At 66.7% G+C, this 17,549-nt stretch carries 19 protein-coding genes; 12 read left to right on the forward strand and 7 right to left on the reverse strand.

The window, feature by feature from the left end:
- Positions 1-21: 21 nt before the first annotated feature.
- Both ACFC4D_RS09310 and ACFC4D_RS09315 read left to right on the forward strand, forming a co-directional pair.
- Entirely contained in the window at positions 22-372 is a 351-nt protein-coding gene (locus ACFC4D_RS09310; protein ID WP_375953238.1) for a hypothetical protein, read from the forward strand.
- Positions 373-432: 60 nt separating this feature from the next.
- Positions 433-1,128 carry a GntR family transcriptional regulator gene (locus tag ACFC4D_RS09315; protein ID WP_375953236.1) on the forward strand — a complete coding sequence of 232 codons (696 nt, stop codon included), beginning with the start codon at positions 433-435 and terminating at the stop codon, positions 1,126-1,128.
- 64 nt (positions 1,129-1,192) lie between these two features.
- Here ACFC4D_RS09315 and ACFC4D_RS09320 read toward each other — a convergent pair whose 3' ends face one another.
- Positions 1,193-1,642, reverse strand: coding sequence for a PTS glucose transporter subunit IIA (locus ACFC4D_RS09320; RefSeq protein ID WP_376062351.1), 450 nt, complete (start codon positions 1,640-1,642; stop codon positions 1,193-1,195).
- Between the two features lie 5 nt (positions 1,643-1,647).
- Positions 1,648-1,878: a PTS glucose/sucrose transporter subunit IIB gene (locus ACFC4D_RS09325; protein ID WP_364635894.1), complete on the reverse strand. Its 231-nt coding sequence runs from the start codon at positions 1,876-1,878 to the stop codon at positions 1,648-1,650.
- A 111-nt stretch (positions 1,879-1,989) separates the two neighbouring features.
- Between ACFC4D_RS09325 and ACFC4D_RS09330 the strand changes: the two genes are divergently transcribed.
- The 7 genes from ACFC4D_RS09330 to ACFC4D_RS09360 all read left to right on the forward strand — a co-directional run bounded on the left by ACFC4D_RS09330 (position 1,990) and on the right by ACFC4D_RS09360 (position 9,705).
- Positions 1,990-3,210 carry a PTS transporter subunit EIIC gene (locus ACFC4D_RS09330; protein WP_375953233.1) on the forward strand — a complete coding sequence of 407 codons (1,221 nt, stop codon included), beginning with the start codon at positions 1,990-1,992 and terminating at the stop codon, positions 3,208-3,210.
- Positions 3,210-3,473 carry an HPr family phosphocarrier protein gene (locus tag ACFC4D_RS09335; protein ID WP_364635888.1) on the forward strand — a complete coding sequence of 88 codons (264 nt, stop codon included), beginning with the start codon at positions 3,210-3,212 and terminating at the stop codon, positions 3,471-3,473. Before ACFC4D_RS09330 ends, ACFC4D_RS09335 begins: the two co-directional genes overlap by 1 nt.
- Positions 3,463-5,118, forward strand: a complete 1,656-nt coding sequence (gene ptsP / locus ACFC4D_RS09340; protein ID WP_376062352.1) for a phosphoenolpyruvate--protein phosphotransferase — start codon at positions 3,463-3,465, stop codon at positions 5,116-5,118. Before ACFC4D_RS09335 ends, ptsP begins: the two co-directional genes overlap by 11 nt.
- 46 nt (positions 5,119-5,164) lie before the next feature.
- Positions 5,165-6,331 carry an N-acetylglucosamine-6-phosphate deacetylase gene (locus tag ACFC4D_RS09345; RefSeq protein WP_376062353.1) on the forward strand — a complete coding sequence of 389 codons (1,167 nt, stop codon included), beginning with the start codon at positions 5,165-5,167 and terminating at the stop codon, positions 6,329-6,331.
- A complete protein-coding gene (gene nagB, locus ACFC4D_RS09350; RefSeq protein ID WP_364635879.1) occupies positions 6,319-7,101 on the forward strand; it encodes a glucosamine-6-phosphate deaminase in 783 nt (260 codons plus the stop codon). The genes ACFC4D_RS09345 and nagB overlap by 13 nt, the downstream gene beginning before the upstream one ends.
- Before the next feature lie 62 nt (positions 7,102-7,163).
- On the forward strand, positions 7,164-8,675 hold the full coding sequence (locus ACFC4D_RS09355; RefSeq protein ID WP_376062354.1) for a serine hydrolase domain-containing protein: 1,512 nt from the start codon (positions 7,164-7,166) through the stop codon (positions 8,673-8,675).
- Between the two features lie 55 nt (positions 8,676-8,730).
- A complete protein-coding gene (locus ACFC4D_RS09360) occupies positions 8,731-9,705 on the forward strand; it encodes a tellurite resistance/C4-dicarboxylate transporter family protein (RefSeq protein WP_376062355.1) in 975 nt (324 codons plus the stop codon).
- Here the strand turns inward: ACFC4D_RS09360 and ACFC4D_RS09365 are convergent.
- A complete protein-coding gene (locus tag ACFC4D_RS09365) occupies positions 9,638-10,009 on the reverse strand; it encodes a DoxX family protein (RefSeq protein WP_376062356.1) in 372 nt (123 codons plus the stop codon). The two genes, ACFC4D_RS09360 and ACFC4D_RS09365, sit on opposite strands and share 68 nt — an antisense overlap.
- 125 nt (positions 10,010-10,134) lie before the next feature.
- Here ACFC4D_RS09365 and ACFC4D_RS09370 point away from each other — a divergent pair, with 125 nt between their 5' ends.
- Positions 10,135-11,010: a class I SAM-dependent methyltransferase gene (locus ACFC4D_RS09370; RefSeq protein ID WP_376062357.1), complete on the forward strand. Its 876-nt coding sequence runs from the start codon at positions 10,135-10,137 to the stop codon at positions 11,008-11,010.
- A gap of 97 nt (positions 11,011-11,107) precedes the next feature.
- Here the strand turns inward: ACFC4D_RS09370 and ACFC4D_RS09375 are convergent, their stop codons facing one another.
- From ACFC4D_RS09375 to mptB, 4 genes are all read right to left on the reverse strand, one after another.
- Positions 11,108-12,082, reverse strand: a complete 975-nt coding sequence (locus ACFC4D_RS09375) for a heme A synthase (protein ID WP_376062358.1) — start codon at positions 12,080-12,082, stop codon at positions 11,108-11,110.
- A gap of 64 nt (positions 12,083-12,146) precedes the next feature.
- Complete coding sequence (locus tag ACFC4D_RS09380) at positions 12,147-12,929, reverse strand: ABC transporter permease (protein ID WP_375953216.1); 783 nt, start codon at positions 12,927-12,929, stop codon at positions 12,147-12,149.
- Entirely contained in the window at positions 12,926-13,858 is a 933-nt protein-coding gene (locus ACFC4D_RS09385; protein WP_375953214.1) for an ABC transporter ATP-binding protein, read from the reverse strand. The genes ACFC4D_RS09380 and ACFC4D_RS09385 overlap by 4 nt, the downstream gene beginning before the upstream one ends.
- Positions 13,855-15,537 carry a polyprenol phosphomannose-dependent alpha 1,6 mannosyltransferase MptB gene (mptB, locus tag ACFC4D_RS09390; RefSeq protein ID WP_376062359.1) on the reverse strand — a complete coding sequence of 561 codons (1,683 nt, stop codon included), beginning with the start codon at positions 15,535-15,537 and terminating at the stop codon, positions 13,855-13,857. Before mptB ends, ACFC4D_RS09385 begins: the two co-directional genes overlap by 4 nt.
- 352 nt (positions 15,538-15,889) lie before the next feature.
- Between mptB and ACFC4D_RS09395 the strand changes: the two genes are divergently transcribed.
- Positions 15,890-16,483 carry a TetR/AcrR family transcriptional regulator gene (locus tag ACFC4D_RS09395; protein WP_375953211.1) on the forward strand — a complete coding sequence of 198 codons (594 nt, stop codon included), beginning with the start codon at positions 15,890-15,892 and terminating at the stop codon, positions 16,481-16,483.
- A gap of 41 nt (positions 16,484-16,524) precedes the next feature.
- Positions 16,525-17,547 carry a zinc-binding dehydrogenase gene (locus ACFC4D_RS09400; protein WP_376062360.1) on the forward strand — a complete coding sequence of 341 codons (1,023 nt, stop codon included), beginning with the start codon at positions 16,525-16,527 and terminating at the stop codon, positions 17,545-17,547.
- Positions 17,548-17,549 lie beyond the last annotated feature (2 nt).

Below are 17,549 nucleotides of genomic sequence, written 5' to 3' on the forward strand. Positions count from 1 at the left end.
CCGATGGGTAAACTCCTGGGCATGAGCGCTACCACTGCCGAGGCACCCGCCAAGCTGTCGCCGTCCGTCGTGGATTCCGTCAAGGGATTCCTGGCTGAGCACGGTGGTTCCGCCACCGCGGTGCTGCAGCCCATCGGCCGCGTCGGCGTCCGCGTCACTCTGGTCGGCGCCGACGGCGTGCTCGGCGATCGGGTCGTGGGCGATCTCGAGACCGCCAAGACCCTCGTCGCCACCGTCGACGGGCTCACCGAGGCCGATGAGTGGAACCGCGAGCTGGTTTCCATCGTCACCCCGGCCAAGGGCCACTGGGCCAAGATGGCGGGCTGGGTCGCCAAGCAGAAGCGATTCCCCAAGGCGCGCAACGAGAAGTAGGTCAATGAGCCCGCAATCCGCGGGGGACGTACGCACCCAGAGGACGATGTGTCGGTCCGAGTGACGAAACAGGCGCAGCTGCGCTCCGCGCTGACGACGCTGTGCGCGCAGTTGCGTCCCGGTGAGATGCTGCCCAGCGAACGCCAGCTCTGCGATGACTACCGGGTCAGTCGCATGACGGTGCGAGAAGTGCTGGGGCAGCTCGAAACCGAGGGCGTCATCACCCGTATCCCGGGTAAGGGGACCTTCGTCGCCGAGCGGGTGGCGCGCTCACGCCTGCATATGGCGTCCTTCAGTGACGACATGCGCAGGCTCGGCCGCACGCCGAGCACCGTGGTGCTGCACACCGAATACGCTGTGCCACCGCCGGCTTCGATCAACGCGCTCGCGATCGGGGCCAGCGAGAAGGCTTTTCACCTGGTGCGGCTCCGATTGGCCGACGGGCTGCCGATTTCCATCGATGACGGCTGGTACCGGGCGGATCTGCTGCCCGGCCTGCTCGATCACGATCTGACGCAATCGCTGTATTCGCTGCTGGAGAAGCAGTACGACTGCCCGATCGATCGCGCCGATCAGACGGTGCGCGCGGTCGCGGCCGATGAACGCGGCGCGGGCTGGCTCGGCACCGATGTGGGTTCACCGCTGCTGGCGTTCGATCGCATGTCCTACTCGCGGGACCGCTGTATCGAGCACGCGCATTCCTGGTATCGAGCGGACCGCTATCAGGTCTACATGACCGTCTCCGCGGCCGACTAATACACCAATGCGACTGAGCCCCAGCCTGATTCAGGCCGGGGCTCAGTTCATTTCCGCCGCTGGTTCAGATGGCGAAAAGCTTATCGCCCACGGCGACCGCGCCGGTGACTGCGTCCTGCGCCGATCCGGGCGCGGTATCCATCACCACGACCGGCACCGCGGCGCTGAGCCCCAGTCGTCGAACGGCATTCGGCGAGAAGATAACCAGCGGTTCGCCCACCTCGATGCGCTCACCCTCGACGGCCTTGACCTCGAACAGATCGGGCTTGCCGACGGTATCGATGCCCACGTGCAGCAGCACCCCGAGACCGTCATCGGAAACGATGACCGCGGCATGCGGATGCAGCTTCACGATCGAGCCCGAGATGGGCGCGACGACCGTGATCGGCTCATCGGTATCGGGCGGTTCGATGGCGACGCCGGAGCCGACCATCTCCGCCGAGAACACCGGATCGGGCACGTCGGACAGCGCCATGGCGACACCCGGCAGGGGCGCGAGAATCTGTGTGCTCATGGCGATCAGAGCAGATCGTTGATGTCTTCGGCCAGGGCGTCGGCGGTCGGCCCGACCACGACCTGCACGGCCGCGCCCGCCTTGACCACGCCGTGCGCGCCTGCGGCCTTGAGGTCCTTCTCGTTCACCAGTGAAGCGTCCTTGACCTCGACGCGAAGCCGGGTGATACACCCCTCGACCTCGACGATATTGCCGGTACCGCCGAGACCGGCGACGATTTGATCGACTTTCGACATCTTTCCTCCGTGCGTGTCGAGTGGACAAAGCTGGTTATAACCAGTTTACTGTGGTTATAACCAGTCACCATACCTCCGGGTGACCCTATTCACAGACTGAGGACCACCGCTATGGCCGATGCCGCCCAGAGCGCGCGCAAGAAAATCGACCTGTCCGGACTGCAGAAGCTCGGCCGCAGCTTGATGCTGCCGATTGCCACGCTACCTGCCGCTGGCCTGTTGCTACGACTAGGACAGGACGACATGCTCGGCCGGTGGTCGGCGCTCAAAACCGTCGCCAATGTCCTCGCCGGAGCAGGCGGCGCGCTCATCGACAATCTGCCGCTGCTGTTCGCGGTCGGCATCGCCATCGGCTGGGCCAAGAAGGCCGACGGATCCACGGCCTTGGCCGCGGTCGTCGGATACCTGGCCCTGGGTGGCGTTTTCAAAGCCATGTCCCCGGTGGTGCTCGACGGCAAGGTCGACGCCAAGGGCGGACAGCTGATGATCAACTTCGGTGTCCTCGGGGGCATCGTCATCGGCATCACCGCGGCCATCCTCTGGACGCGCTTCCATCGCACCCAGCTGCCCGATTACCTCGGCTTCTTCTCCGGCCGCCGCATGGTCCCGATCCTGACCGCGTGCGCCGCCGTCGTCATCGGCGTGATCATGGCGTTCATCTACCCGGCCTTCAACTCCGGCCTGACCTGGCTCGGAAACACCGTGGCGGACAACGCCGTCGCCGGTGGCGGGGTGTTCGGCTTCGCCAACCGCCTGCTGCTGCCGCTGGGCCTGCACCACATTCTGAACTCGGTCGTCTGGTTCGTCATCGGCGACTACAACGGCGTGCACGGCGATATCCCGCGCTTCCTGGCCGGTGACCCGAACGCCGGCACCTTCATGACCGGCTTCTTCCCGATCATGATGTTCGGCCTGCCCGCCGCCGCGCTCGCCATCTGGCGCAACGCGAAGCCGGAGAACCGCAAGATGATCGGCGGCATCATGCTGTCCACCGGTCTGACCGCCTTCGTCACCGGTATCACCGAACCGCTCGAATTCGCCTTCATCTTCGTGGCCTGGCCGTTGCTGCTCATCCACGCGATCTTCACCGGTTCCGCACTGGCGCTGACCAATTGGCTCGGCATCCACGACGGGTTCACCTTCTCCGCGGGCGCCATCGACTATCTGCTGAACTTCGGCAAGGCCACGCATCCGCTGCTGCTGATCCCCATCGGCCTGGGTTACGCGGTGCTGTACTACGTCACCTTCAGCTTCATCATTCGACGCTGGAACCTGCCCACCCCGGGTCGCGAACCCGACGAAGAAGAGATCGAGAAGGAGAACGTCGCGTAATGATCAATCGCACAGCTGTAGTCGCCTCGAAGACCGGTCTGCACGCCCGCCCGGCCGCCATGTTCGCCCAGGCCGCCGCCAAATCGCCCGCCCCGGTGACCATTTCGGCCGACGGTAAGGCTCCGGTCGCCGCCGGAAGCCTGCTCCAGGTGATGACCCTGGGCGTCAAACAGGGCGACGAGGTCATCCTCTACACCGAGGAAGGTAACGAGGACACCCTGGACCAGCTGGTCAAGCTGCTGGAGACCGATCTTGACGCATGAGGTGCGCGGCGTCGCCGCCGCTCCCGGAATCGCCGTCGGACCGGTGAAGTGGCTGGCGTCCGCGCCGGTCACCAGCGCCTCCGACGCGCCCGGCAGTGATGTCGACGCCGAAATCTCCCGTGCCGAAGCGGCTTTCGAGGCGGTGGCGGCGCGGTATTCGGCGCAGGCCCTGGACGCCAAGGGCCCGGCCGCCGACATCCTGTTCATGACCTCGGCGCTGGCGGCCGATCCGGCACTGCTGGATCAGGTGCGCGCGGGCATTCGCGCGGGCGGTCCCACCGCGCATTCGGTCACCGAGGCCGTGCGGCATTTCGCCGATCAGCTGACCGCGCTCGGCGGCATGATGGCCGAGCGCGCGTCCGATCTGCGCGATGTGGGCCAGCGCGTGGTCGCCGAATTGCTCGGTGTGGATCCGCCCGGAATCCCGGACAGCACAGCGCCTTTCGTGCTTGCCGCGCAGGATCTCGCGCCCGCCGATACCGCGACGCTGGATCCGGCCGTCGTGGTCGGATTGCTCACCGTCGCGGGCGGACCCACCTCGCACACCGCGATTCTGGCCAAGGCCCTGGGGATTCCGGCCGTGGTCGCCGCTCCCGGAGCGGTCGAGATCGCCGAGAACACCGTCGTCGTGGTCGACGGGACGACCGGTGTGGTCGAGCTCGAACCGGATGCGGCGCGTCGCGAGGAAGTGGCTGCCGTGCGCGCACGGCAGGCAGACGCGCCCACCGGTCCCGGCCGCACCGCCGACGGGCACGCGGTTCCGCTGCTCGCGAATGTGGGCAGCGTGGCCGATGCCGAGCTGGCGGCGGAACTCGGCGCGGAGGGCGTGGGCCTGTTCCGCACCGAATTCCTGTTCCTGGGCAGGCAATCCGCGCCGACGGTGGTCGAGCAGACCGAGCAATACGCGGATATCTTCCGCGCCCTGGGCGACCGGCCGATCACCGTGCGCACCCTGGACGCGGGCTCGGACAAGCCGCTGCCCTTCCTCAACCTGCCGGATGAGGAGAACCCCGCGCTGGGTGTGCGCGGGCTGCGGTTGAGCAGCGTCGATGAGGGGACGCTGCTCGATCAGCTCACCGCGATCGAGGCCGCGCGCGCGGCCACCGGGGCTACCGTGAACGTCATGGCACCGATGGTCGGCACGGTCGAGGAAGCGAACTACTTCGCCACCCGCGCGCGCGAGGCCGGGGTGCGCTCACCCGGCGTGATGATCGAGATCCCGGCCGCTGCCATTCGCTCGGAACACCTTGGCGCGGAAGTGGATTTCTTCTCCATCGGCACCAATGACCTGTCCCAGTACCTGTTCGGTGCGGACCGCATGTCCTCGACCCTGGCCGCACTGCACAATCCGTGGCAGCCCGCGCTCGCCGCGACCATCGCGATGGTCGTCGCCGGGGCGGGCAAGAACGATGTGAAGGTCGGCGTCTGCGGCGAATCGGCCTCCAATCCCGAATTCGCCTGCGTCCTGGTCGGTCTCGGCGTCGATACGCTGTCCATGGCACCGCGCTCGCTGGCCGGTGTGCGGGCACAGCTCGCGGCGGTCACGCTGGAGCAGTGCCGGGCCGCAGCGGCAGCGGTGCTGGCCGCGCGCACCGCCGACGATGCGGTCCAGGCCGCGCGATCCGCACTGGGACAGGCGAAATGAACGCGGGATTGCTCCGCATGACGCCGCGATCGAGGGCGATAGCGCGTTGAGGACGACACTGCGCGGCCGGGTCGTCACCCTCACCGAGGCGGGCGAACTCGCCGACGGTGTGGTGTCGTTCGACGGACCGCTGCTCGACTATGTGGGCCCGGCAACGGGATTCGCCGGTGAGCTCCCCGAGAATGCGGGGGAGTCGCCGGTGATCCTGCCCGGGCTGATCGATGTGCACTGTCATGGCGGCGGCGGATTCGGCTTTCCGGAAACCGATTCCGACGGTGTCGCGGTGGCGGCGGACTTCCACCGCCGCCACGGCACCACCACGCTGATCGCCTCGCTGGTCTCGGCCACCGAGACCGAACTGCGTGAGCGCATCGACGTGCTCGGCAAGGCCATCGATGACGGACTGCTCGCGGGCATTCACCTCGAAGGCCCGTTCATCAGCGAATATCGCAGGGGCGCACACAATCCCGACCGGATCATCGAGGGTGATCCGGCGATGCTGGCACGGCTCATCGACTATGCCGGTGGGCGCATCGTATCGGTCACCATCGCACCGGAGACCGCGCATTTCGACGCGCTGGCCGATGTGCTCGCGGATGCGAACGTGATTCTGTCCCTGGGGCATACGGTCGCCGACTACGAGCACTCCGTGCATGCCATGCGGCGTGGCAGGCGGGTGTCCATCACCCACCTGTTCAACGCCATGCCCGAACTCGCGCACCGCGACGCGAACTTCCTCACCGCCGCCATGGCGGCCGCCGGTCGCGGCGATGTGGTGGCCGAAGTCATCGGCGACGGTGTGCATTTGGCCGACGGCACCGTGCGCATGGTGTTCGACACCATCGGCCCGGACAATCTCGCCCTCATCACCGATGCCATGGCCGCCGCCGGGGAACCCGACGGCCGCTATCACCTCGGCAGCCTGGATGTCGTGGTGAAGGACGGCGTATCGCGACTGTACGATCCGCACGGCGAAGGCGCGATCGCGGGCGGCACCGCCTGCGCCGCGGATGTGCTGCGCCGCACCGTATTCCACGCCGGGGTCGATCTCACCGCCGCCGCGACCGCGGCCTGCGCGACCCCCGCCCGCCTGCTCGGACGCGCCGGTGAACTCGGCGCGCTCCGCCCCGGTATGCGAGCCGACCTGCTCGTCACCGACTCCCATCTGACCCCACTCACCGTGTACAAGGACGGAACCCAATGGAACTCGTGATCACCGATAACGCGGCCGAAGCCGGAGTACTGGCGGGCCGCATCATGGCCGACCACGTACGCCGCGGCGCCCGCGCCATCGGCCTGGCCACCGGCTCCTCCCCACTCGGCGCGTATCAGGAACTCATTCGCCAATATCGGGCCGGTGAGGTGAGTTTCGCGGGCGTGCAAGCCTTCCTGCTGGACGAATACATCGGCCTGCCGCCGGGACATCCGCAGTCCTACGCGCAATTCATTCGCGACGAGTTCACCGCGCACGTCGATTTCACCGACTCGAATGTGCACAGCCCCGACGGCAATGCCGCCGATATCCCCGCCGCCGCAGCAGATTACGAGCGCTCGATCGCCGAGACCGGCCGCATCTCGGTGCAGATCCTCGGCATCGGCGCGAACGGCCACCTCGGTTTCAACGAGCCCGGCTCCTCCCTGCGCTCCCGCACCCGAGTCAAGACGCTCACGCCGAAGACCCGCGAGGACAACGCCCGCTTCTTCGAAGACGACCTCACCCAGGTCCCCACCCACGTCCTCACCCAGGGCCTCGGAACCATCAGCGACGCAGACCATCTGCTCATGATCGCCACCGGCGAAGGCAAAGCCGACGCGGTAGCCGCCGCCGTCGAAGGTCCCGTCTCCGCCTTCTGCCCCGCCTCCATCCTGCAAATGCACCCGCACGTCACCGTCATCGTCGACCCGGCCGCCGCCGCCAACCTGAAAGCCGTCGACTACTACCGCTTCGCGGTCGAGAACAAGCCCGCCTGGCAGAGCTTCTGATTCGGGCACAGGCGAATACCCGGTAAGCTCGTCCCGTTCGATCTACCTGGGGGCGGGATATCTTGAATAGCAGTCTGATCGGCAGATTCAGCCGTGCCTGCGTCGCGGCGCTGGTGCTGACGACGGTCGTGGTGGGATGCGGCCGCGGTGATGGAGACGAAACCCATTACTTACCAACGGAATTGGTAAGCAAGATCGATGAGATCGTCGCTTCGAGCATGGCGGCGTCCCTCATTCCCGGGGTGATGGTGGCGGTGATAGATCCGGAGCGGGGCTCCTACGTGCACGCGTACGGGGTATCGGATCTCGCCACCGGTCGCCCCGCGAGCGTTCATGACTCGGTGCGAATCGGCAGTGTCACCAAGACGTTCACCGCCACGGCCGTGCTCCGGCTCGTCGACGAGGGCAAGCTCTCGCTCGATGATCGCCTGGACCGGTACGTCGATCACATCCCCTATGGCGATGTAATCACGCTGCGGGATCTGCTCGATATGCGCGGCGGCGTCTGGCGGCTCGATGGACTTGCTGCGCAGAACGAGCAGCTCTATCGGAAGACACCCGCCACCGAATGGCGCGAAGGCGATTATCTGCGCGCGATCATCGACAACCCGGATCGCGCGATGCCACCGAACGCTCATACCGTCTACTCGAATTCGAACTACTACCTACTCGGTCTGGTGCTGGAGAAGGTGTCGGGTAGACCCGTCCGGGACGTGCTCAACGGTCTCGCAGCCGACTACGGACTGCGTGAAACTCGTTATCCGGTAGACGGTGTCATGCCCGATCCGGTGAGCCACGGTTATTCCTACTTCGAGGAGAACCCGACCGATGTCACCGCACGCACCACGCCCGCGCTGTTCGGTGCGGCGGGATCCATGGTATCGACCATCTCGGATCTCGCTGAGTACGCCAGCAAGCTCGGTCGTGGTGATCTGCTGCGACCCGAGACGTTCCGCGAGCGCGCCCGGGTCCAGGACGCCGCAGCGGACGCGGAACTGCCGTACGGGCTCGGACTGATAGTGACCAACGGGTGGCTAGGGCACGAGGGTGCGGTGCCCGGTTATACGACCAAGGTTCGCTATCTGCCGGAACGAAAGCTCACCGTTGCGGTCGCGGTGAACCAGTACACGATTCCGCCTAGTACGTTCGGGGCTCCGGCCGATGAGGTCTGGATGCATATCGTGGCCGCCTTGTATCCAGGGCTGCAGGGCGAGGGTGCCGGTTATTGGACCGCACCAACGCCGGCTGTTCCCTCTGTCGATGAGTTGAACTCGCAATTGCGGCAGAGCTTCGACCCGAACGTTCCGGCGGCGCAGCGCCCTCTGACTGTTCAGGGCGGTGCGAAAGATCCGGATCTGCTCATTCGGGTCGGATCGTTCTTCACCAGGTTTCAGGTCGAGAAGGTAACCAGGATCGGGCAGGCGCTTTCTGCCACCACTGCGTCGGACTCACCCTTGGGAAAGTCTCGATCGGTCTTTCCGCTCGTCGCGGACGATGGCCAATGGAAGATCAGCCTGTCGTGGGCTTGCTTGGTGGTGCGGATGGTTGGCGAGAGCTCGCCCGCATGCGGCTGATCGGATAGCCGCGCGTTTGCTTGACTAGTGCTGCTGCTCCGGTTGTGATGAGCGCATGACCCAGCGACCCGCCTGGACCGAGATGCCTCCGGCAGCGGGCGCGTTCGTCATCGCCACCGGAATCCTGTCGGTCGGACTGCATCTCACCGACTTCGAGACGCTGTCCCGAATAGCGCTCGCGGTGGCGGGCGTCGTCTGGGTGCTGCTGGCCGTGGATTTCGCCACCCGGCTGCTGTGGGATCACTCGCGCTGGGAGACCGAATCCGATACCCCGCCCGCGTTGACCGCGATCGCGGCCACCACGGTCCTCGGTACCCGAATCGCCCTGCTGGGCTGGCACGCGATGGCCGTGGCGCTGCTCGTACTCGCGGCCGCCGTCTGGCCGGTACTGCTGGTTTCGGTGCTCCGGCACTGGAATCGGCGGATGCCGGGCGCGGCATTCCTGGTGTGCGTATCCACCCAGGGCCTCGCCGTCCTCGGCTCGACGCTCGCACTGGCGCATGTGGCCGATTGGCTCATGCCCGCCGCGCTGGTGTTCTTCATCCTCGGACTGATCCTGTACGCGGCGGCATTCACGCACTTCGACTTCACCCAGATCTGGAAGGGCGCGGGGGATCAGTGGGTGGCGGCCGGTGCCGTGGCGATCTCGACGCTGGCCGCCTCCAAACTAGCCGCCTGGCCACACTGGACCGGCAACCCGCACAACACATTACGTGTGGTGACCGCGATACTGCTCACCGTCACCCTGCTCGCCTACGTGGTGCTGTGCGTCGCCGAGATCATGCGCTACCGTCCGGGCTACGACGTTCGCCGCTGGGCCACCGTCTTCCCACTGGGCATGACCGCTGTGGCGACGCTGTCCACCGGCGCGGTACTCGAGGTCCCGTGGCTGCACGCGCTCGGAAAAGCCTTGTTGGCCTTCGCGATCGCCGCCTGGATCCTGGTCGCCGTCGAATGGATGATCAGTACGCGTACGGGCCGAATCGCCCCCACGCCACGAACACCGCCAGCGCGAACATCACCGCGTTGATCGGCAGCGCCACGTACTCCCTGCGGCGCACGTGCACGACCACCGCGAGGGCCATGATGAGGGCGATACCGCTCGCCGCGATCGGGGTGAGCACCGGAGCGATGCCGGTCCACGCGGGCAGGATCAGCCCGAGCCCGCCCAGGAATTCGGTAATCCCGATGAGCCGCAGGGTATTCGGGGAGACATCCTCCACCCACGGCATCTTCTCGTTCAGTTTCTCCTTGGACTGCGTACTCTTGGCCACGCCCGCGGCGGTGAACGCCAGCCCCAAGACGATCGCGACGATCCACAGCGCAACATTCATGGTGGTCAACCCTTTCGATCTTTCCCGCCCGGGAGAAGGCTAGGGCCGAAACCGCGTACCCGCGCGTCGGAAGACTCGCGCGTCCGGCATGCCGCCTTCCCGACACCTGCTGAATAATGACCCGCATGGCCGAGCGCAAGGCAAGTCGGACCGCGGTATTGGTATGCCAGGGCCGCGCGGTGGCGGATGGGCGATTGGCGATGGGGCGCTTTTCCGATCCGATTGCGCTGGAACTGCTCAGCGAGAGTGAGCGGGAACTCGTTGCGACCGTGCGTGCGGGGGAGATGCCGAGCGCGCTCGGGCCGCGTATGGAGTTCGAATTGGTCGCTGGCACTTCGGAAATCCTCGCCGCGCGGACCGTCACCATCGATGACGCGGTGCGCGATCGCGGCAATCCGCAACTGGTGATTCTCGGCGCGGGCCTGGACGCGCGCGCCTGGCGGATGAAGGAGCTCGCGGACGCCACGGTGTTCGAGGTGGATCAGCCTGCCTCACAACAGGAGAAGCGAGAAAGGCTGGGGGAGCGGACCGCGCTGGCGGGTGCGGTGCACTTCGTGGCCGTGGACTTCGCCAAGGACTCGCTCGGTGCTGCGCTCGCTACCGCGGGCCATGATGCCGCCGTTTCGACCACCTGGATCTGGGAGGGTGTCGTTCCCTATCTCACCCCGGATCAGGTGGCGGCCACCGTCGCGATTGTCGGCGAGCACAGTGCGTCCGGCAGTCGATTGATAGTCACCTATGCGACGCATTCGCGCCTGAATGCGTTCGGGCGCAGGGCGGTTCAGCGGCTGCTGACCCTGACCGGTCGCGAAAACCCGATGGCCGATGAGCCCTTCCGATCCTCCTGGGGGCCGGAGAGCCTCGCAAAACTGTTGGGTAAGAGCGGATTCGACGTCACCATGGACGTCGACCTGCTCACCGCGGCGCAGGGCCTGGATATGCCGATCGAGCGCACCCGTTTCCTGGGCAGCGGCAGAATCGCCGTGGCCGACGCGCGCTGAGCCGCGCCGACCCGAGTTGGGCCGTGTCAGCCCGACTCGGCTTCGGAGGTCATGATCTACCCGGCGAAGTTCAGCGGGCAGGCATCGAATCGCGCTGTCAGGCGGCCTGTGTCGCCGGTTCGGTGACCTCGGCGGTGACCGATTCCCGGGTGCGCATGGCGGCCCACAGCGCGGCAGTCGCGGCGACGCAGGCGGCCGCGCCACCGACGTGGATCGCCACCAGCGCGGCGGGCACATCGGTGAAGTACTGCACCAGGCCGACCAGCGCCTGACTGCACACCAGCACCAGCAGCACGATCATGCGATCGCGAATCGCCTTGTTCATCCCGATCGCCGCGAGGCCGCAGGCGAGGCCGACGAGCAGGGCCAGATAGGCGACGAGGAGTTCGGCGTGCAGATGCACCAGCGTGACCACCTCGACCTGCAGCCGTTCCACCGGCCGCTCCAGACTCTTGTCACCGGCGTGCGGACCCGCACCCGTGACCAGCGTGCCCGCGACCAGCGTGCCGGACAGCGCGATCGCGCTCAACACGGTCAGCAGGCGCAGCGGTCTGGGCACCCGTACGACCTCGATGCCGTCATCGGGTTCGCACACCTTGGCGTACAGCAGCACCGACACCCACACGATCAACATGGACACCAGCAGATGCACCGAGACCGTCCACCACAGCAGTCCGGTGCGCACGGTGATACCACCGACGACCGCCTGCAATACGGTGCCACCGGGCATCAGCCAGGCGTAGATCTGCACATCGCGCCGCCGCCGCGCCCGGGTCACCGCGATGACCACCAGCGCCGCGCACAGCGTCACCACGAAACTCAGCATGCGATTGCCGAATTCGACCGCCTGATGCAGCACCGGCACCTCGGCCACCGCGGTCGGCACGAAGCTGCCGGGGAAGCACTGCGGCCACGTCGGGCAGCCGAGTCCGGAGGCGGTGACTCGAACAATGGCTCCGGTCACCGCGATTCCGGCCTGGGACACGATCACCGCGAAGGCGATGATGCGCTGCGCCCGCAGGGACGGCAACGGGAACAGGTCGGCGAATCGCTGGAAGGCGCGAGCTAGCACCCGTCGATGGTAGCGGGGCCGCGTTCGCTCCCCGCACGCGGCCTACTACAGCGTGTCGTCGTCGCTAGTCGAAGCGGAAGAAGCGGGTGGCGAGCCAGCCGCTGACCGCGCTCCAGGCGGCCAGTACGGCGAGCCCGTACCAGTCGATGCTGGTGCGCAGCGCCTGTTCCAGGCATTCGGACAGCGCGCCCGACGGGATGATCCGGGCGATCAGGCTGACCGCGTTCGGCAGATCATCGGACATGAAGACCAGGCTGGCGGTGCCGAGCATGACGAACCACAGGATATTGGCAAGCGCCAGTACGATTTCGGCCTTGAGGGTGCCGCCGAGCAGCAGTCCCAGCGCCCCGAAAGCGACTGTGCCCAAGGCGATGACGACCGCGCCGAGCGCCAAACCGGCCAGCGACGGCCGCCAGCCGAGCGCGAATCCGATGGCCCCCAGCAGGATCGACTGCAACACCACCACGATCAGCACGGCCGAGCATTTGCCCGCCACAATGCCCCAGCGGGGGAGTGGTGTCGCCCCAAGGCGTTTCAGCGCGCCATAGCGGCGATCGAAGCCCACGGCGATGGCTTGTCCGGTGAACGCGGTGGACATGACCGCCACCATCATCACCGCGGGCACGACGCGATCGACCCGATGTTCGCCCAGTCCGCTCATCGGCAGCAGCGTCAGGCCGATCAACAGCGTGATCGGAATGAACATGGTGAGCAACAGCTGTTCGCCATTGCGCAGCAACAGGATCAGCTCCATGCGCGTCTGCGCCATGAGCATCTTGGCGCGCGTGGTGGGCTGCGGCGCGGGGGCGAACGTCCCGGGTGCGAAGCGGTTGGTGGTCTCGGTCATCCGCGGATTTCCCGTCCGGTCAGTTCCAGGAAGACATCCTCCAGGCGACGCTGGTCGATGCGAATATCGGTGGGCAGCACATTGATTCGCGCGCACCAGGCGGTCACGGTGGCCAGCACCTGCGGGGTGATATCGCCGTGCAGCTGATAGGAGCCCGGACTGGATTCCTTGGGGGTGAAGCCTTCCGGCAGCGCCTGGGCCAGCAGTTCGAGGTCCAGATTCGGAGGGGCGGTGAAGGCCAGACGGCCTTCGGCCCCGTGCGAGGTCACCTCGGTGGGCGTGCCCTGGGCGACGATGCGGCCATGATCGATGATGACCAGCTGATCGGCGAGCTGTTCGGCCTCATCCATGAGGTGGGTGGTGAGCAGCACGCTCACCCCGTCGCGGCGCAGCGCGTCGATCAGCTCCCACACCAAATGCCTTGCCTGCGCGTCCAATCCGGCGGTCGGCTCATCGAGGAAGACGATTTCGGGCCGTCCGACCAGGGCGCAGGCCAGGGCCAGCCGCTGCTGCTGACCGCCCGATAAGCGGCGGTACGGCGTGCGGCGCGCGTCCTGCAAACCGAGTGTCTTGAGCAGCCAGTTCGGATCGAGCGGATTCGCCGAATACGAGGCGACCAGATCCAGCATCTCCCCGGCGCGCGAACCCGGATACGCTCCGCCGCCCTGCAACATGACACCGATGCGCGGGCGCAGTTTGTCGGAATCGGCGATGGGATCGAGCCCGAGCACGCGCACGGTTCCGGCATCGGGGGCGACGAAACCCTCGCACATTTCCGTCGTGGTGGTCTTGCCCGCGCCATTGGGCCCGAGCAGCGCCAGCACCTGCGCGCGTTGCAGTTCGAAGCTGAGGCCGTCGACCGCGGTGGTATCGCCGAAGCGTTTGACGACGCCGTCGACTCTGACGGCGGGTTCGGAGGCTGCGGTCACGATGAGACACCGTAAGCCGTGGGTCGCTGTGACGGAGCCGACACCCCCGGCTGATTGCGCCACGGCAGCACATTCCGGGTCAGGAAAATGAACAGCACGCCCACGAGCACGGTGGCGATGGCGGATTCGACGATCTGGAAAACATAGAAGTCCGCACCGCGCGGCATGACGATCATGCTCACCACCACCGAGAGCACCACGGCGGGCACGCGGAACGCGGGCCGGTTCGCCCAGGCGGCGAGGGGAACGATCGCCCACAGCAGATACCAGGGCTGCACCACCGGGAACAGCAGCACCAGCGCGCCGAGGCCGACACCGAGCGCGCCGATGGGATTGAGGCGGCCGGTCCAGGTGGCCACGAGCATGCGGATGATCACGAACCCGGCCACGATCTCGGCCATCGGGCGAATGAGATCGAGCAGTGCGGTGGTGTGATCGCCGAGTCCGAGCAGTACGCCGCCGAATCCGGTGATGATGCTGACCGCGGTCGGCAGCGACAGATAGCTGCGCACGGTACTGGCCTGATTCAGCGTGTACACCCAGCCGAATCCGAGCCCGCTGAAGCCACTGACGAAAGCCGTTGTGGCAATGGCGAGCGCGCCCAATATGGCACCGGCCAGCAGCACCGATCGAATGCCATTGTCCCAGCGCCGGGCGAGCGCCATTCCGACGAAACCGAGCGCGACGATCGAGGTGATTTTGATCGATGACGACAGCGTGATGACGACCGCACCGAATATCAGCGTGGCCCAGGCATTCCTGTCGAATACCGGCGAATCCTCAATGGCCCGCAGGCAGAATTCCAATCCGGCGAGCATGAGTCCCAGCATGATCGCGTCATTGTGCACGCCGCCGACCAGGTGGAACAGCACCAGCGGATTGGCCGCACCCAGCCACAGCGCGCTGACCGGCGCGACTCCACAGCGCCGAGCCAGCCGGGGCAGCGCCCATACGATCAAGGCCACGCCCGCGAGCGCCAGCAGCCGGTGCATCCAAACCCCGGCGATGATATTGCTGCCGGTCAATTCCGCGATACCGCGACCCATCCACAGGAACAGCGGCCCATAGGGCGCGGGCGTCTCGCGCCAGATATTCGGCACATTATTGGTCAGCACATTGCTGAGCCCGAGCCCGTCGACCGGCCCCACCTGATAGGGATCCAATCCCCGCGCCGCGATTTCACTCTGTGCCAGATACGAATACACGTCATTGCTGAACATGGGTGGCGCGACACTGAGTGGAATGATCCACAGCAGCAATGTCCGATCCATCTGCGATCGCGTGAGCCGATGCCGCGGATTCCCGCCCCAGCCGCCCACCGCGAACCGCCCGAGCAGCAGCCACGCCATCACCACCAGGGTCGCGCCGATCATGCACATGGCCAGCGTCGAGGTATGCGCCCGCGCGAAGAATCCCAGCACCCGCAGTCCGGACGTCGGATTCTGATGTACCGGTTGCGCCCCCACGCCCAGCGCCGAAATCGCCATGATGACCACCCCGGTCGCCCCCAGCAACCGGATCCGCATCAGCTGCAGCGTTTCTCGCCGATCGAGCCCCGGTACCTCGGACTCATTGGTGTGCAACACCGCGATCGTATGGTCGGACGGCCGCACGTCCAGGCCCAGCACCCGGCGACCCAGCTCCATTACCTTGCGCCCCGCGCCGTCCGCTACCGCCACGGTGGTCAAGCCTAGTAGGGCGGGTACCACCGGACTCTGATCGCCCGGCTGTGCCGAGTGGTGAACCCGCCCGCGGGGACGCGGTGCACGCCCGGAGCGGCGAGGGCGATTGTCCCGCGGCTACCGCCAGGCTGTCCTTCGAACCCTCGGAACCGGAATGCCCGTGCGGCGGACCTGTCGTTTGATCCGAATGGCGGCCGCGTATCCCACCGCCGGGCCCCGCGTGGTTCGGCACGGCGGGTGATGGCGCACGGTCTGCGAAAGTGCGCATCGTGCAAAACAATTGAGTGATCTGTGCCGGTTCGGATCGATTCGCGCTGCCGGTGTCGGACCTCGCTCATACGCTTGACGCATGGTTTCCGAGTCGAAGCGGCGGATCGAGGTGGCGGCGGCCGGGCTTTTGGCGCGGCACGGCTATCACGGGTTCGGGTTGAAGAAGCTGAGCGAGGCGGCCGGGTTGCCGTACGGGTCCATCTACCACCACTTTCCGGGTGGGAAGGAGGAGATCGCGGTATCGGCCATCGCGGGGACCGGACTGCTGGTGGGGCGCATGATTCAGGATGCCCCGGCTGATGTGTTCAGCACGGCGGCAAGCCTGTTCGACTTCATGGCCGCGAAACTCGCTGTCTCGGAATGGACCGACGGTTGTCCGGTCGGAACTCCGGCGCTCGACGGCGGCAGCGATGTGGAGGCGGTGCGCACCGCGTGCGTTTCGGCATTCGATGCCATGGCAGCGGGTTTCGCGGAGCTGCTCACCGAAATGGGCCTGCCCGAGGCGGAATCGCATGAGCTGGCGACCACTGTCGTCGCTGCCTATGAGGGGGCGACCCTGCTGGCGCGGGTGCGGCGGTCGCAGGAGCCGCTGCATACGGTGTCGGCGGCCATGGCCCGGCTCATCCGATTGAGCCTGGCGGAAATCGCTGTCGCGGAGCAGAACTCACCCTAGGTGGGGTTGTCTAGAACGATCGTTCTAGGGATGATCGAAGCATGCAGCGACTCATGCTCGACGGCCCCGGCGCACTGCGCTGGGAAGACTGCCCCGAACCCGTCCTCGATTCCCCGGATCAGGCGCTCGTCCGCCCGATCGCCCTGGCCACCTGCGACATCGACCCCGCCGTACTACAGGGCAGGTTCCCACTGCCGGGGCCGTACGCCTTCGGTCATGAAGGCGTCGCGGAGGTGGTCGCCGTCGGCGATGACGTCCGTACCGTGCGTCCCGGCGACACCGTGGTCGTCCCCTTCCAAATCTCCTGTGGCGCATGTCCCGCGTGCCTGCGCGGCCGCACCGGCAACTGCACCGCCCACCCCCTCATGTCCACCTTCGGACTGGGCCCCATGGGCGGCCTGAACTGGGGCGGGCTCTGGGCGGATCTGGCGCTCATCCCGCACGCGGACGCCATGCTCGTACCCGTCCCGGCGGGCGTCGACCCGGCCGCCGTCGCAAGCGCCAGCGACAATATTCCGGACGGATTTCGCGCCGTCGCACCGCAATTGGCGGTGGATCCGGGCGCGGAAGTGCTGATTCTGGGCGGCCCCGCGGCCGCCTCCATCGGCCTCTACGCCACCGGTCTCGCGGTCGCGCTGGGCGCGTCCCGCACCGTCTACCTCGACACCGACCCCGAAAGGCTCGCCATCGCAGCTAAATTCGGCGCGGAGGTCATCGAGGGTAAGCCCGACACCCGGGTCGGCCGCTTCCCCATCACGGTGGAGGCCGCCGGTGGTGCCAAGGCGCTCATCGCCGCGGTCAACGCCACCGCGAACGACGGCTGGTGCACTAGTGTCAGCGTGCAGGCCAAGGACGTCGCACTACCCATGCTGGCCATGTACTCCCGCTGCTGCACCTTCCATACGGGCCGCGCCCACGTCCGTCCGGCCATCCCGCAGATCCTCGATCTGGTGGCGACCGGCCGTTTCGATCCCTCGATCGTCACCACGAGTGTCGTCCCGTGGTCCGATTCCATCGATGCCCTGCTGGAAGGACCCACCAAACTGGTCGCCGTCCGCGCCTGAAC

This window comes from Nocardia sp. NPDC056000 (assembly GCF_042269265.1).
GTDB lineage: Bacteria > Actinomycetota > Actinomycetes > Mycobacteriales > Mycobacteriaceae > Nocardia.

What these genes read in the sequence shown, in the direction of transcription:
- ACFC4D_RS09310 (WP_375953238.1), top strand. Translation starts at nt 22, where the DNA reads ATGAGCGCTACCACTGCCGAGGCACCCGCCAAGCTGTCGCCGTCCGTC.
- ACFC4D_RS09320 (WP_376062351.1), bottom strand. Translation starts at nt 1,642, where the DNA reads ATGAGCACACAGATTCTCGCGCCCCTGCCGGGTGTCGCCATGGCGCTG.
- ACFC4D_RS09325 (WP_364635894.1), bottom strand. Translation starts at nt 1,878, where the DNA reads ATGTCGAAAGTCGATCAAATCGTCGCCGGTCTCGGCGGTACCGGCAAT.
- ACFC4D_RS09330 (WP_375953233.1), top strand. Translation starts at nt 1,990, where the DNA reads ATGGCCGATGCCGCCCAGAGCGCGCGCAAGAAAATCGACCTGTCCGGA.
- ACFC4D_RS09335 (WP_364635888.1), top strand. Translation starts at nt 3,210, where the DNA reads ATGATCAATCGCACAGCTGTAGTCGCCTCGAAGACCGGTCTGCACGCC.
- nagB (WP_364635879.1), top strand. Translation starts at nt 6,319, where the DNA reads ATGGAACTCGTGATCACCGATAACGCGGCCGAAGCCGGAGTACTGGCG.
- ACFC4D_RS09360 (WP_376062355.1), top strand. Translation starts at nt 8,731, where the DNA reads ATGACCCAGCGACCCGCCTGGACCGAGATGCCTCCGGCAGCGGGCGCG.
- ACFC4D_RS09365 (WP_376062356.1), bottom strand. Translation starts at nt 10,009, where the DNA reads ATGAATGTTGCGCTGTGGATCGTCGCGATCGTCTTGGGGCTGGCGTTC.
- ACFC4D_RS09370 (WP_376062357.1), top strand. Translation starts at nt 10,135, where the DNA reads ATGGCCGAGCGCAAGGCAAGTCGGACCGCGGTATTGGTATGCCAGGGC.
- ACFC4D_RS09380 (WP_375953216.1), bottom strand. Translation starts at nt 12,929, where the DNA reads ATGACCGAGACCACCAACCGCTTCGCACCCGGGACGTTCGCCCCCGCG.
- ACFC4D_RS09395 (WP_375953211.1), top strand. Translation starts at nt 15,890, where the DNA reads ATGGTTTCCGAGTCGAAGCGGCGGATCGAGGTGGCGGCGGCCGGGCTT.
- ACFC4D_RS09400 (WP_376062360.1), top strand. Translation starts at nt 16,525, where the DNA reads ATGCAGCGACTCATGCTCGACGGCCCCGGCGCACTGCGCTGGGAAGAC.